Annotated in this window: 11 protein-coding genes; 8 read left to right on the forward strand and 3 right to left on the reverse strand. The window is 64.2% G+C overall.

The annotated features are described in order from the left end of the window. The 3 genes from JHC57_RS16140 to JHC57_RS16150 form a co-directional block, all read left to right on the forward strand. A partial coding sequence (locus JHC57_RS16140) for an MATE family efflux transporter (RefSeq protein WP_294031236.1) occupies positions 1-1243 on the forward strand: 1243 nt, incomplete at its 5' end. Between the two features lie 101 nt (positions 1244-1344). Further along, on the forward strand, positions 1345-2511 hold the full coding sequence (locus tag JHC57_RS16145; protein WP_294031237.1) for a histidine kinase: 1167 nt from the start codon (positions 1345-1347) through the stop codon (positions 2509-2511). A gap of 5 nt (positions 2512-2516) precedes the next feature. Continuing rightward, positions 2517-3248, forward strand: coding sequence for a LytTR family DNA-binding domain-containing protein (locus JHC57_RS16150; protein WP_294031239.1), 732 nt, complete (start codon positions 2517-2519; stop codon positions 3246-3248). A 63-nt stretch (positions 3249-3311) separates the two neighbouring features. Here JHC57_RS16150 and JHC57_RS16155 read toward each other — a convergent pair whose 3' ends face one another. Beyond that, positions 3312-3659: a UrcA family protein gene (locus tag JHC57_RS16155; protein WP_294031241.1), complete on the reverse strand. Its 348-nt coding sequence runs from the start codon at positions 3657-3659 to the stop codon at positions 3312-3314. Positions 3660-3902: 243 nt separating this feature from the next. Here JHC57_RS16155 and JHC57_RS16160 point away from each other — a divergent pair, with 243 nt between their 5' ends. Next, on the forward strand, positions 3903-4382 hold the full coding sequence (locus JHC57_RS16160; RefSeq protein WP_294031242.1) for a hypothetical protein: 480 nt from the start codon (positions 3903-3905) through the stop codon (positions 4380-4382). A gap of 4 nt (positions 4383-4386) precedes the next feature. Here JHC57_RS16160 and JHC57_RS16165 read toward each other — a convergent pair whose 3' ends face one another. Further along, positions 4387-4788: a hypothetical protein gene (locus tag JHC57_RS16165; RefSeq protein ID WP_294031243.1), complete on the reverse strand. Its 402-nt coding sequence runs from the start codon at positions 4786-4788 to the stop codon at positions 4387-4389. Between the two features lie 170 nt (positions 4789-4958). On the opposite strand from JHC57_RS16165, the gene JHC57_RS16170 reads away from it, so the two are divergent. Then, positions 4959-6455: a BCCT family transporter gene (locus tag JHC57_RS16170; protein ID WP_294031244.1), complete on the forward strand. Its 1497-nt coding sequence runs from the start codon at positions 4959-4961 to the stop codon at positions 6453-6455. Positions 6456-6471: 16 nt separating this feature from the next. On the opposite strand, the gene JHC57_RS16175 is transcribed toward JHC57_RS16170, so the two are convergent. Further along, positions 6472-8550, reverse strand: coding sequence for a M13 family metallopeptidase (locus JHC57_RS16175; protein WP_294031245.1), 2079 nt, complete (start codon positions 8548-8550; stop codon positions 6472-6474). Between the two features lie 340 nt (positions 8551-8890). On the opposite strand from JHC57_RS16175, the gene JHC57_RS16180 reads away from it, so the two are divergent. From JHC57_RS16180 to uvrA, 3 genes are all read left to right on the forward strand, one after another. After that, positions 8891-10108 carry a porin family protein gene (locus JHC57_RS16180; protein WP_294031246.1) on the forward strand — a complete coding sequence of 406 codons (1218 nt, stop codon included), beginning with the start codon at positions 8891-8893 and terminating at the stop codon, positions 10106-10108. Further along, positions 10057-12774: a transferrin-binding protein-like solute binding protein gene (locus tag JHC57_RS16185; protein ID WP_294031248.1), complete on the forward strand. Its 2718-nt coding sequence runs from the start codon at positions 10057-10059 to the stop codon at positions 12772-12774. Before JHC57_RS16180 ends, JHC57_RS16185 begins: the two co-directional genes overlap by 52 nt. A gap of 132 nt (positions 12775-12906) precedes the next feature. Then, on the forward strand, positions 12907-15064 hold a 2158-nt coding region (gene uvrA / locus JHC57_RS16190), incomplete at its 3' end, for an excinuclease ABC subunit UvrA (RefSeq protein WP_294031249.1).

Genomic DNA, 15064 nt, shown 5'->3' on the forward strand with positions numbered 1-15064 from the left:
GTTTCTCGGCAACAGCGCGCTCGCCGCGACCGCCAACGCCAATATCATCATGTTCCTGATGTTCGGCGCTTTCTTCGGCTTCGGCATGGCGGCGACGGTACTCATCGGCCAGTCGATCGGCCGCGGCGATATCGACGCCGCGCGGCGCGCCACCGGCGGCGTGATCGGGCTCGCGCTGATCTTCTCGGTCGCGATCGCGATCGTCGGCTGGTTCGCGTCGGACCGCATATTGCGCTGGCTCGAAACGCCGCCCGAGGCCTTCGCGCTCGCGCACGACTATCTTCGCGTCACCTTCCTCGCGGTCCCCGCGTCGATGCTGTCGGTCACGCTGATGATGGCCTCGCGCGGCGCGGGCGATGCCGTGACGCCGCTCCGCTTCATGATCCTCGCGGTCGTGCTCGATATCGTCTTCAATCCGGTGCTGATCCTCGGCCTCGGGCCCTTCCCGCGCCTTGGTATCGCGGGCAGCGCGCTCGCCACCGCCGCCGCCGGCACGATCAGCCTCGCGGGCATGATCGGCTGGTTTTACGCCAGGAACCATGTCCTTCGCCTGCGCGGCCACGAACTCACCTATCTTTATCCCAAATGGTCGGAGCTGCGCTTCATCATCGGTCGCGGCCTGCCGATGGGCGCACAGATGCTCGTCATCTCGGGCGCCGGGCTCATCATGGTCGGGCTCGTCAACCGCGAGGGGCTCGTCACCGCCGCCGCCTATGGCGCGACGCTGCAACTGTGGAACTATATCCAGATGCCCGCGCTCGCGGTCGGCGCGGCGGTCAGCTCGATGGCGGCACAGAATATCGGTGCCGGGCGCTGGGACCGCGTCGCATCGGTGACGAACAGCGGCATCATGATCAACCTCGCGATGACCGGCGTGCTGATCATCCTGCTGCTGATCTTCGACCGCGCGGCGCTCGCGCTCTTCCTCGGCAGCGAGAGCCCGGCGATCGACGTCGCGCGCAATATCCAGCTGATCGCGACATGGACCTTCCTGCCCTTCGGCACGACGATCGTGCTCATCAGCACGCTGCGCGCCAACGGCTCGGTCGTGCCGCCGCTCGTCATCCTCTTCCTGTCGATGTTCCCGATCCGCCTCGGCATCTATTATTTCTTCTATCCCGCGATCGGCAGCGACATCCTGTGGTGGAGCTTCCCGCTCTCGTCGCTGGCCTCGCTCGCGATGGCGTGGGTCATCTACCGGCGCGGCAACTGGCGCCGCACGTTGCCTCAGCCGGCCGGCTGACCGGCGGTCCGCTTTCGACCAAGGCGCGCGCAGCTTCGACTGGCGGCCCGGCGCCCGCTAGCCATCGACCGGCATTTGACGCTAAAGCAGCGTCAATGAACATGACGAACCGCAAAGACGCGCTGCGCGATCAGCGTGCGAAGATGTTGGCGGCGGCGCCCGACTGGCGCGCCTCCGACGCCCGCGTCAACCCGCGGGTCGCGATCGGGTCGATCATCGCGATGTGGGTGATCTATTTCCTGATCACCACCGGTCTCGCGATGCTCACCGGCGCGCCCGAACAATGGCCGTCGGCGGGGCGCCGCGCCGTTGTGGTGGTCGCCGGCATCCTCTGCACCTTCGTCCTTTACCAACTGCTCCAGCGCGCCCAGCCGCAAAGCTTCGGCGCGCGGCTCGCTGCCGCCATGGGGACCGCGGTGCCGCTCGTCATCGTCTATGCGACGATCAACCTCCTCGTCTTCTATCACTGGTTCCCCGTGTCCGAGAGCGCCAAGCTGATAGAGGAGATGCAGGCCAAATATCCGGGCGCGTGGGAAACGGTGCTGATACTCGACAGCTCGATCCGCTGGTATTTCTTCTTTGCCGTCTGGGCGGCGCTCTACGTCGCCTTCGGCTACGCCAATGAAATGCGCGCGGTCGAACGGCGCGCGAACCATTTCCGGATCGAGGCGCAAACCGCGCAGCTTCGCGCGCTCCACTATCAGGTCAATCCCCACTTCCTGTTCAATACGCTCAATTCGCTGTCCACGCTCGTGCTCAGGGGATCGAAGGCCGAGGCCGAGACGATGATCATGAACCTCTCCTCCTTCCTCCGGTCGAGCCTTGCGATCGACCCGCAACAACTTGTCAGCCTCGACGAGGAAATCGCGCTCCAGCGGCTATATCTCGACATCGAACAGGCGCGCTTTCCCGATCGCTTGCAGGTCGAGGTGATGATACCCGACCAACTCAAGCACGCCTGCGTCCCGGTACTGATCCTGCAACCGATCATCGAAAATGCGATCAAATACGGCGTGTCGCCCAGCAAGGGCCGGATTGCCATCCGGCTGCAGGCCAGCGCCGAACATGGCATGCTCGTGCTGCGCATCGAAAACGACATCGACCCGAAGGCACCCGTCCCCGCCTCGGGCACCGGCCTCGGCCTCGGCAACGTCCGCGAGCGCCTGTTGACGCGCTACGGGCCCGCCGCCGGCTGCGAATGGGGCAAATCGGACAATGGCGGCTTTTTCGTTTCGCTTTGGCTGCCGCTGGCACGGGAGGCTTGCTGACCCTTATGCTACAGACGCTGCGCACCCTGATCGTCGACGACGAACCGCTGGCGATCGAACGCCTTCAGATCCTCGCCGGGCAACAGGACGGCATTTCGCTCGTCGGCACCGCCAGCGACGGCGCGTCGGCGCTCCGCATGGTCGACGCGCTCGCGCCGGACCTCATACTCTGCGACATCGCGATGCCCGACCTCAACGGGCTCGAGGTCGCCGCCGCGCTCGAAGGGCTCGACAACCCGCCGGCGATCGTCTTCGTCACTGCCTTCGATCGCTATGCCGTCGCCGCGTTCGACGTCGCGGCGGTCGACTATCTGCTCAAACCGGTGTCGCCCGATCGCCTCGCCCGCGCGCTGTCGCGCGTTCGCGAATGGCGTTCGACCGAGCGGGCACCTGCGCAAAAGAGCAGGTGGATCAACGAATTCTGGGTCCAGAACCGCGGTGAAATGCTGCGGATCGATGCGGGACAGGTCGATCTGATCGAAGCCGAACGCGACTATATGCGGCTGCATGTCGGCGGCCGAAGCTGGCTCATTCACCAGACGATCAAATCGCTCGAGGCGCGGATGAACCCCGATCAGTTCATGCGCATCCACCGCTCGAAGATGATCCGCCGCGAAGGAATCGTCGGGCTCAAACATCATGGCGATGGCGCGTGGAGCGTCGACCTCGGCGAAGGCGGCGTGCACCGTATCGGCCGTACCTATCTCCACGACGTAAAGGCGATCATGCACGTCTGAAAAAAGGCGGCCATGCCGCCGGGGCATGACCGCCTTTCGGGATCGACATATCGGTCGGCTTGCTCAGGGCGCGGCGACCACCAAAGGTCCGCGATCGGCCAGCCGGGCATTGCTTCCGTTGAACAGGCTCGCGAGCTGGGTGTCCGCATCGCGGCTGGCCTGGACTTCGCAGCGGCGCGTCTCGGCGCGTTCGGCGAGCGTCCGGCGGCTGTTCGAGTTGCAGACCTGGCGGATCGCCATTTTGACGCGGTTCGTCAACCGGTCGCGGCCGCTTTCGCTGGACAGGTTGAGATCGTCGTAACGAATGGTGACGCTCTGCTGTTCGTCGCCGGGGGCCGAGGCTGCGGCAGGCGCGATGACGCCGGCGGTTGCCAGCGGTGCCGCGAGCAGGATGAAGGAAAATTTCGCCATGGGGGAGTCCTCTCTTGCAAGGGATGCGGGATACCGGTTGGCGGACCGGGGAGACCGTTCGCCGATATCCCGCAAAGGGGTGATACCCCCTGGACGTCATAAGAATCGCGTTTGGATCGATTGACGCGAACACCGGCTCGATTTGCGGACGAAAGACCTTCGCGGATCGACGAACGGCCGACGGGTGAGCAACTTCGTGACATGACGGTTGCAACAATGACATCATCATGACCAGATTGCCGCGTGCCGAGGAAATTATCTTTCTCCGCGATTCGCGACGGCGGCCCCCGCGCCGTTCGCTGGCTCGCGCTGCTGCTGGCCGGAATCGCCGGCGGGACGATGCTGGGCGACATGGCGGCCGGGACGCGGCCCGGCGCCGAAACCGGCGGGCCCGCTTCCTATTCGCATCTCAGCGCCAATCCCGATGCGCTCGTCGCGGTCGGCGAAAGCGCGGCGCCCTGTCCGGGCTGCGCCGACAGCTATGGCGCCGCGGCACGGCTTCGCGCTGATCGCGAAGACCGGATGAGTGAGGGATTCCGCGCGCTGGGCGCGGTCGATATCGAAGCGCACGTCTCGCCGGAGCCCGCCGACGACGGCTATCGCTACGGCGGGCGCTTTCCCGATCCGCCGCCGCGCGTCGAGGATCCCGCCCCGCAGGACGATCCCGGAACGGGTGCCGACGTCGCGGCCGAAGAGGCCGCGACGCCGTCGGGCGACTATTGAGCGATCAGCGCGGCGGCACCGGCGCGGGCGGTGCGCAGCGGGTGCGATCGCCGGCCTTGCACGCGGCCGCGTCGGCCTCCCACTTCATCCGTTCCTCGGCCGACATCGCCGCCACACGCGCCTTTTCGGCCTCATAGGCGGCGGTCTCTTCGGTAAAGACCTGCTGATCGTGCGCGACCTGCTGCTGCGCGGCCGACACCTCTTCGGCATAGGTCGTGTTGTCGGCCCTGGCACGCGATGCCTGCTCGGCGTTCAGCCGTGCGGTGTTCGCGCGTTCTTCGGGGGTTGTCCCGTCCTTCGCGGGCTTTGCGGCGGGGGCCGTATCGGCGGGTGGCTGCAAGGCCGCAGCCTGCCCCGATCCGATCAGCGCGAATGCCGCCGCGACCGCCAAAATCTTCCTGGTCATCGAAGCTTCTCCTTCAAATCCACTCGTCTGCCGGTCCAACGCTTCGCCCGAATGTCGCGTTCCCCGCCCGAATTGACCTCGCGCGTGGCAGCCGCCATGCTGGGCCGCTCCACTCTGTCCGATCGGCGGCCCATTTGCCAGCAGCAGCGCAGCACCCTCTCAATCGACCGGTGTTTTTCACCCCGCTCTTCGTCCTGCTCGCCGCGGTGATCCTCAGCCTCTGGCAGGGGCCGGCCGTCGTCGCCGCCGAAACCGCGATCAACGACTGGATCCTGCGCAACTTCTCGCCGTTGTTCGCCTGGGCGGGCATCGCCTTTCTCGCGCTGCTCGCGGCGATCGCGCTCTCGCCGTTCGGAGGGCGCATCATCGGCGGCCCCGGGGCCCGCCCCATCCTTTCGCGCTGGCGCTGGTTCGCGGTCACGCTTTGCACGACGATCGCGACCGGGATCCTCTTCTGGGGCGCGGCCGAGCCGCTGTTCCACCTCAACGATCCGCCCGCGATGCTCGGGCTGCGGCCGGGCAGCGACGCCGCGGCGACCTTCGCCATGTCGACGATGTTCCTCCACTGGACGCTGACGCCTTACGCCATCTACACCGTCGCCGGGCTCGCCTTCGCGCTCGTCTATTACAACCGCCGCGAACCGTTCAGCCTGTCGTCGCTGTTCGTTCCCCTGCTTGGCCGGCGCGCGCATGGCCCGGTCGGTACCGGCATCGACATCATCTGCCTCTACGCGCTCGTCGCGGGCATGGCGGCATCGCTCGGCGCCGGCCTGCTCGCGCTCGCGGGCGGGATCGAGGGGATCGGCGGCTTCGACGGCGGCGCCGCGCTGCGCTGGGCGATCGCGACGACGATCGTCGCCAGCTTCCTCATCTCCGCGGCGACCGGGCTGCAAAAGGGCATCGCCGGCCTGTCGGTGCTAAATACCTGGATTTTCTTTGCAATTATCGCCTTCGTCCTGCTCGCCGGCCCCACCGTCGCGATGTTCGACCTCGCGCTGCGCGGCACCTTCGACTACTTCCAGACCTTCCTCCCCCGCAACCTCGGCCTCGACGTCGACACCGACTGGCACCGGCAATGGACGATCTTCAACTGGGCCAACTGGTTCGCATGGGCGCCGGTCACCGCGCTGTTCCTCGGCCGGCTCGCGGTCGGCTACAGCGTCCGCGCCTTCATCATGTATAATCTCATCCTCCCGTCGCTCTTCGGCGCGGTATGGATGACCGCGATCGCCGGCGCGACGATCGCCCTAGACCAGCAGAGCGGCGCCAGCCTCTATGCCATTCTGACCGCGCAGGGCCCCGATCCGGTGTTGTTCCGCCTGTTCAGCGCATTGGGCGGCGGATCGGGTGTTGCCGCGATCGTATTGTTCGCGATCTTCCTGTCCTACGTCGCCGGTGCCGATGCCAATGTCTCGGCGATGAGCGCGCTGTCGACACGCGGCATCTCGCCCGACGCGCCGGAAGCACCGCTCGGCGTCCAGGCAGTGTGGGGCGTGACCGTGGGATTGGTCGCGCTGGTGCTCGTCGCCGGCGGCGGCATCGACGGCATTCGCATGATGTCGGTGCTCGGCGGTTTCCCTGCCCTTTTCGTCATCGTCGGCGCGGCGCTGTCCCTTGCCGTGATGGCGGTACGGGGACGGCACGAAGCCGCCCCCGCCCGATCCTGAGAAAGGGGTCTCAGGACTACCAGATCCGCGTGCGTTCTTCGGGCTTCAGATAATATTTGGCGCCCGCGGGAACATTGAACGCCTTATACCACGCATCGACGTTGCGCACAGGCCCGATGATGCGCCAGCGCGCAGGGCTGTGCGGATCGCTCGCGACCTGTTGCTTGACGGCGTCCTCGCGCTGTTTGGTCCGCCACGCCTGTGCGAAGGCGAGGAAGAAGCGCTGGTCCCCTGTCAGACCGTCGATCGCCGGCGCCGGCTTGCCACCGAGCGAGCGCTGATAGGCGTCATAGGCGACCTCCAGCCCTGCGAGGTCGGCGATATTCTCGCCCATCGTCAGATCGGGATTGATGAAGGATCCCGGCGCCGCCTCATAGGTCGCATATTGCGCGCCAAACGCCTTGGCCTGCGCATCGAAACGCGCGGCGTCCTCGGGTGTCCACCAGTCGCGCACTGCGCCTTCGGCGTCGATCTTGCGCCCCTGATCGTCGAAGCCGTGGGTGATCTCGTGACCGATCACAGCGCCGATCGCGCCATAATTGACCGCGTCGTCGACATTCTCGCTGAAATAAGGCGCCTGCAGGATGCCGGCCGGGAACACGATCTTGTTCTCGAGTCCGCCATTATAGGCATTCACTTCCTGCGGGTTCATCGACCACTTCTTGCGATCGACCGGCTTGTTCAGGTCCGACAGCGCATAGGCATATTCGAAGGCCGCGCTGCGCTTCACATTGCCGTAGAGATCAGCAGGATCGATCCTCAACCCCGAATAGTCGCGCCATTTGTCGGGATAGCCGACCATCACGTCCATCTTCGCGAGCTTCGCGAGCGCGGCATCCCTGGTCGCCGGCGCCATCCAGCCATTGTTCCGGATGCGATCACCCATCGCGAGCTTCAGGTTGGTGACGAGCACCTCCATCTTCGCTTTCGCGCTCGCCGGGAAATATTGCTTCGAATAGGTTTCCCCGACAAGTTCGCCGAGGCTGCCGTCGACCAATGTCAGCCCGCGTTTCCAGCGCGGACGCAGTTCGCCCACCCCGCTCAGCGCCTTGGTATATTCGAAGCGGCTGTCGACGAACGCCTTCGACAGATAGGGTGCGGCATTGTCGGCGACATGGAATTGCTGCCACAGCTTGATCGTATCGAGCGGAGTCTTGGCATAGAGCGCGGCTATGTCGCGCACCGCAGTCTTCTCGTTGACGATAATGCGCTTCTGCGGCGCGATGCCCGCGCCTTCGAACCACGCCTTCCAGTCGAGCCCCGGCGCATAGGCTGCGAGTTCTTCCGATGACATCGGATTGTTGATCTTGCCGATGTCGCGGCGGTCTGCGATCGCCCAGCTCACCTTCGCAATCTCGGTTTCGAAAGCCATGACCGCATCGGCCGCCTTTTCGGGGTTGGTATTGCCTGCCATCCTCATCGTCCGCGCGACGTAGGCCCGATAGGCGTCGCGCTGCGGCTTGAAGCTGTCATTGAGATAATAGTCGCGTTCGGGCAGACCGATCCCGGCCTGCCCCAGCCACAACACATTGACGCTCGGATCGGCAGTGTCGGCATAAGGACCGCCGCTGACGACCGTCGATCCGAAGGTGCCCTGCGTGCCGCCCATGAAGCGCGCCATCGCGCCTTTGTCCTTGATCGCGGCAACCGCGGCAATGTCGGCCAGCAACGGCTCGGCCGCGAGCGCCTCGACGCGAGCCTCGTCCATGAAACTCTGATAGAGGCCGCCGACCTGGCTGGTCGCCGGTGCGCCGGCGACCACCGCGCGCAGCTGGCGCTGGGTCAGGTTGTAAACGTCGTAATCTACACCCGCCGAAGCCTGATCCGACGGGATCTCGGTGCGTGTGGACCAAGCGCCATTGGCGTAGCGATCAAAATCGTCGCCGGGCCTGACCGACGGATCGCGTGCGTCGAGATCGACGCCCCACTTGCCGAAGGTCAGCGCCTTTAACGACCCGCTGTCGGCGTCGCCTGTCGCTTCATCGGCGGCCGCAGTCAGCAATATCCGAGGCTTCATATCCTTCGCCAAGGCCGAGGCGCTCGTCAACGACATGGCAATCGCAAGGCTCGCCGCTCCAGTGAAAAACAGCTTCATTCCCCAGTCTCCTCATGTTCCCCGCACCGCCCCTGCGGGGCGATGGTCATGGAGCCGATAGTCCGCTCGTGACGTGAGGCGGTCAAGCGAGCGGCGGAGCACTGGTCGACCGGAATCCGGCTTTGGTAGATTTGTCGGTCCTGAGAGCGAGAAGATATTGACCCCGAACATTTATATGGCATGTCGAATAGACGGCGACGCCGTATCGCTGGGGGGCAAGACGATAAGAATATTGACGTCAGCGGCGTTGGCAGCCGCGGCTTTCCAAAGCCTGCCTGTTCAAGCTCAGGAAAATCTGACCGATATTACTCCGCAGTCCACCCGGGTTTCGGCGGAGCAATTGTTCGCGATCGCGGATCGGGCAAGGCTGGCCCGCGATTTCGCCGCGGCGGAAACGGCCTACCGCGCACTTTCGGGCGACCCCGATATCGAACTGCGGACCGAAGCGCGTTTCCGACTCGCGATGATGCTCGCCGACGAGCTCGGCAAACATCGCGAAGCGGCGGTGCTTCTTCGCGAAATCCTTGACGAAAAGCCGAGCGCGGCACGTGTCCGTATCGAACTTGCGCGCATGCAGGCCATGCTCGGCGATCTCGGCTCGGCCGAGCGCGAACTTCGCTCGGCCCAAGCCGCCGGATTGCCGCCCGAGGTTGAACAGCTTGTCCGTTTTTATGCCGCCGCGCTCAGCGCACGCAAACCCTTTGGCGGATCGGTTTCGATCGCCTTCGCTCCGGACAATAATATCAACCGCGCGACGCGTTCGGACACGCTCGGCACGATCATCGGCGACTTCACTCTCGACGACGATGCGAAGGCGCGCTCCGGGCTGGGACTGGCGCTCCGCGGCCAGGCCTATTTCCGCACCGGGATCGACAAGCGCTCGCAATTGCTCGTCCGTGCGTCGACCTATGCCAACCTATACCGCGCCAAACAGTTCGATGACCTCGCGCTCTCGATCCAGGCGGGTCCCGAATATGCTTCGGGCAAGGACCGGATCAATATATCGGGCGAAGCCACCTGGCGCTGGTACGGGCTCGATCCCTACAGTTTTTCCGCGGGTATCGGAGCGACCTGGCAACATCCCATGGGTCGAAGATCACAATTGCGCGTCGACGGCCGCATCGCCGACGTGAACAACCGCCGCAATCGCCTGCAGGATGCGACTACCGTCTTGCTCGCGGCATCCTACGATCGGGCTTTTTCGGAGAAATTTGGCGGGGGCCTTCAACTCAGCGGGAACCGCGAATCTGCTCGCGACGCGGGGTATTCGACGACATCGGGCGGTTTGACGGCCTATCTTTTCCGCGAGATCGGGCAAACAACGCTGACTGCCAGCGCGGGCTACAGCAGGCTCGAATCCGATCAGCGGCTCTTTCTCTATCCGCGCCGCCGGTTCGACGACCGACTGCAAGCATCAATTGGCGGCCAGTTCCGCTTTCTAAAGATCGGCAGCTTCGCGCCCACAGTCAAAATGGGCTGGGAACGGAATAAATCGACCGTTGAGATTTGGGATTATTCCCGTATCAGTGCGGAATTTGGCATAACGTCTGCTTTTTAAAGCAGATTCCACCAAGAACAGGGGGGCCTGATCTAATGAAGAATCGTTTTGTGGCCGCGGCGTCGTCGCTGGCGTTGGCCTTTGCGCTGTCCGCATGCGGCGGCGGCGGCGGCGTCAACGGCACGCCCCCGCCCCCTACCCCCACTCCAGCACCTACACCGACGCCTACTCCTACTCCGACCCCGACGCCAACACCGACGCCTCCTCCGACCGGCGTGAATGCGGATTTACTGGGACCACTGGAAAGCGAGACCTTCCGCAACGTCGCGACCCGTGGTGCGGCAAGCTTCGGAGCGTCGGGAACATCCGGGACCGCGACCGAAACCACCGCCACCATTTCATTCAACACGGTGGACAACAGCTATACCCTGACGACGCCCACGGGATCGATCACCTTTGCCGCCAGCGATATCGACAACAGTCAGTCCAGCGCTGGTGCGGTCGTTTATATCAAGTCGTCGGGCAACACGACCAATTCGCTGACGTTGACCCGCCCCGGCACGTCCGGGCCCATCACCTATCGCTATGTCGGCAGTGCCTTCTGGCAAAAGACGGTGGCGGGAACGAATTCCGCGACCGGATCGATCGACACGATTGTCTACGGAGTGCCGACGCCCGATACGGCCATTCCGCGCATGGGATCGGCAAATTACGACATCGATCTCGTCGGCGCCGTGACCGAGTTCGATAGCGTATCGGGCCTAGCGGGCGAAGGAACCGCATCCGTCGACTTCGGTTCTGGCAATATCATCATTCTCGGCTCGATGGACGTCACCACGGCGGGCGCTTCCGGATCACCGTTCGGCTTTTCGGGGAACGCCAAAGTCGCAGCTTCGGGAAACAGCTTCACCGGCACTTTCACCTTCACGCAATTTCAGCAATTCAACGGCACCATCAAGGGACAGTTGTTCGGGCCCGCCGTCGAGGAGATTGGCGCCGCCTGGGCGGTGAACTCGCCCGACGGCCGCATCGCAGTCGGATCGATCATGGGCCGCCAGGGAACGCCCGACGTTTCGAACGGTACGTTTGCAGGGGGGGTTAACAACAGCGAGACCTTCAAGACGACCGAAGCAACGCTAAACTTCGGATTCGACGAGCGCGTTGGCTTTAACTTCGAAAGAGGTGATTTCCGCAATATCGCCTATGCGGGCGGGCCATTTTCGGTCCGCTACGATGCAGACACCGGCTATTACATTTATAATGGCACCGGATTTCACGAAATTTTTGACCCGGCGACCCTGCGTTTCCTGAACATTGGACCGACCGAGGAGGTGGGTTTCGAATCCGAAGGCGGCCTGCATATGCCGGGATTCGACCCGAAATATGTCCGCAGCAACTTCATCACGGTGCGCAGTCGCATCGATAACCTGTATCGGACCAACGCCTTTGTCTTCGGCTTTCCGACCGCCGCAGTTGATCTGCCGCGCGCCGGATCAGCCAGCTACAACGTCCGGGTCGAGGGAATCGCACTCGACAACGCCTTCCGCAATCCCATGGGATTCAATGGGCAGGGCGCGCTGGCAGTCGATTTCGCCGGCGGCACGATCGGCGGTGCCGTTCCTCTGGACTATAACGAGCGCAGTGGCGCTTCGGGCCTGTTTCCCGAATCGCGATCGGGAGAATGGACCTACGCCGGCCGGATATCAGGAGGCGCGAACGACTTTTCCGGCGAAGTGACCATGACCGGGCTGGGCGATTATAGCGGTTCGGGATCTGGCAAATTCTATGGACCCGACTCAAGCGAACTGGGGGGACTCTTCAACGTCGGCCGAGGTCCCGATGGCCAGGCGATCGGAGTTTTCAGAGGGATCGTCGATCAGGGGAGCCTGCCGCCTCCGCCCGGTTCGCTGGCGGCGCTGACAGGGCCGACCGCGCTCGCAACCATTGGCGACACCCGTGCTTCTCCCGACGGCGGCATCGCATCGATCACCTATGACCCCGCCGACAAATCATACGCCCTGGGATTCGACACCGGCGGCGTCACACTCGCAATCGGCCCGACATCGGCCGACATGCACAATTCGCCCGGAAATGCGTTCAACAATTTTTCCGGCCCCATCAGCAACGCGGGCGGCAGCTTCACGGACTGGACCGCGTTGGTGAACAACATCGACGGGACCAGCCCGGCGGTCGAGCTGAGCTATATGAACTTCGGACGTGTCTTCACGGCCGATCGTGGCGTAGTCAATCGCGGCGCATGGGATTATCACCTGTTCGCCGGCGGGGTGCAGTCGACCGCCATGCCGACGACGGGCAGCGCTTCCTACACCGGCGCGACGACAGGTTTCGCCAGCGTCTATCACAACGGAACGGCGACCGATTATTCGATATATTCGTTTCTCGGCGCGATGGGACTTACGGCCAATTTCGCGAATGGAACACTCAGCGCGACCTTTGCCGATATGGCCGCAACGCTGTTTCGCTCCGATGGGTCCGGCAATCCGTCGAACCGCATATTCACGGGCTTCACACTCGATGGCGCGATCACCGGATCGACCTTCGGTGGATCGGCGCAGCAAGGCGACTGGCTGCGTAGCATGAGCGGCGCCTTCTTCGGGCCGGACGCGCCCGAAGTTGGTGGAACATTCAGTTCGAATTTCGGCAATCCCGCGAGCGCCGCAGAAGCGATCGAAATCGACGGAAGCTTCGGCGCCAAGCGAGATTGAGTGACAGTCGGTGGTCCGGAATGCCCGCCGTTTCGGCGGGCTCCCTTGTCCTTCGGCCCGATAGTTCCTAGCTTGGGAGAATAATCGATCCCGCCTTGCATGGCGGGAACAAATCTGGAACAAACCCCTCCCATGAGTCTCACCCACATTAAAGTGCGCGGTGCGCGCGAGCATAATCTCAAGGGCGTCGACATCGACCTGCCGCGCGATGCGCTAATCGTCATTACCGGCCTGTCGGGCAGCGGAAAATCGTCGCTCGCCTTCGACACCATCTATGCCGAGGGGCAGCGCCGCTATGTGGAGTCGCTCTCCGCCTACGCGCGCCAGTTCCTCGAGATGATGCAAAAGCCTGACGTCGAGCATATCGACGGGCTATCGCCGGCGATCAGCATCGAGCAGAAGACGACGAGCCGCAACCCCCGCTCGACCGTGGCGACGGTAACCGAGATCTACGACTATATGCGCCTGCTCTGGGCGCGCGTCGGCATCCCCTATTCGCCCGCGACCGGGGAGCCGATCAGCGCGCAGACGGTCAGTCAGATGGTCGACCGCGTGATGGAACTGCCCGAAGGGACGCGCGCCTATCTGCTCGCGCCGGTCGTACGCGGCCGCAAGGGTGAATATAAGAAGGAGCTCGCGCAGTGGCAGAAGGACGGCTTCACGCGCGTCCGCATCGACGGCGAATTCCACGAGATCGGCGACGCGCCCGCGCTCGACAAGAAGTACAAGCATGACATCGAGGTCGTCGTCGACCGTGTGGCGGTGCGCGAAGGGCTGGAGACGCGGCTTGCCGACAGTTTCGAGACGGCGCTGAAACTTGCCGAAGGTGTCGCGTATGTCGACATGGCCGACGGCAATGTTCCGGGGCGCGAGGAGGAGGATGCCGGGGGCGCGATGAAGGGCGCCGGAATACCGGCCAACCGCCTGATTTTCAGTGAGAAATTCTCCTGCCCCGTGTCGGGATTCACGATCGCCGAGATCGAGCCGCGATTGTTCAGCTTCAACGCGCCGCAGGGTGCGTGCCCCGCGTGCGACGGGCTTGGCGAACGGCAGGAATTCGACCCCGACCTCGTCGTCCCGAACCATGCGCTGAGCCTGAAAAAGGGCGCGATCGTGCCGTGGGCGAAATCGAACCCGCCCTCGCCTTATTATATGCAGGTGCTCGAAAGCCTCGGCAAAGCCTATGGTTTCGACCTCGCGACGCCGTGGCAGGACCTGCCCGGCGAGGTCCAGCTCGTCATCCTCTACGGCAGCGGCGGCAAGCCCGTCGAGCTGACGTTCAGGGACGGCAAGCGCACCTATACGACGCACAAGGCGTTCGAAGGTGTCATCGGCAACCTCAACCGCCGCATGCTGCAGACCGAAAGCGCGTGGATGCGCGAGGAACTGAGCAAATATCAGGCGCCGCATCCGTGCGAAACGTGCCACGGCGCGCGCCTGCGCCCCGAACCGCTCGCGGTGAAGATCGCGGGCGAGAATATCAGCATGTCGGCGCAGCGCTCGGTCGCCGATGCGCTGGGCTGGTTCAGCACGCTCGAGGACAAGCTCAACGACACGCAAAAGCAGATCGCGAAAGCGATACTGAAGGAAATCAACGAGCGGCTCGGCTTCCTCAACAATGTCGGGCTCGATTACCTCAACCTCAACCGCACCAGCGGCACGCTCAGCGGCGGCGAGAGCCAGCGCATCCGCCTCGCCAGCCAGATCGGCAGCGGGCTGTCGGGCGTGCTATACGTGCTCGACGAGCCGAGCATCGGCCTGCACCAGCGCGACAACGACCGGCTGCTCGCGACGCTGAAGCGGCTCCGCGACCTCGGCAACACGGTGATCGTCGTCGAGCATGACGAGGATGCGATCCGCCACGCCGACTATGTCGTCGACATGGGCCCCGGCGCGGGCCTCCACGGCGGCGAGATCGTCGCCGAGGGCACGCTCGACGAGGTGCTCGCGAACAAGAAGAGCCTGACCGCGGCCTATCTGACCGGCGCAAAGAAGATCGAGGTGCCGAAGCATCGCCGCCCCGGCAACGGCTTCGACCTCGTGCTCAAGGGCGCGCGCGCGAACAACCTCAACAATGTCACCGCGAAGATCCCGCTCGGCACCTTCACCTGCGTCACCGGCCTGTCGGGCAGCGGCAAGTCGAGCCTGATCATCGACACGCTCTATGCCAGCGCCGCGCGCGTGCTCAACGGCGCGCGCCTCGTCGCGGGGCCGCACGACTCGCTGAGAGGGCTCGAACATTGCGACAAGGTGATCGACATCGACCAGTCGCCGATCGGCCGCACCCCGC

This window comes from Sphingopyxis sp. (genome assembly GCF_016463645.1).
In the GTDB taxonomy this organism is placed as follows: Bacteria; Pseudomonadota; Alphaproteobacteria; order Sphingomonadales; family Sphingomonadaceae; genus Sphingopyxis.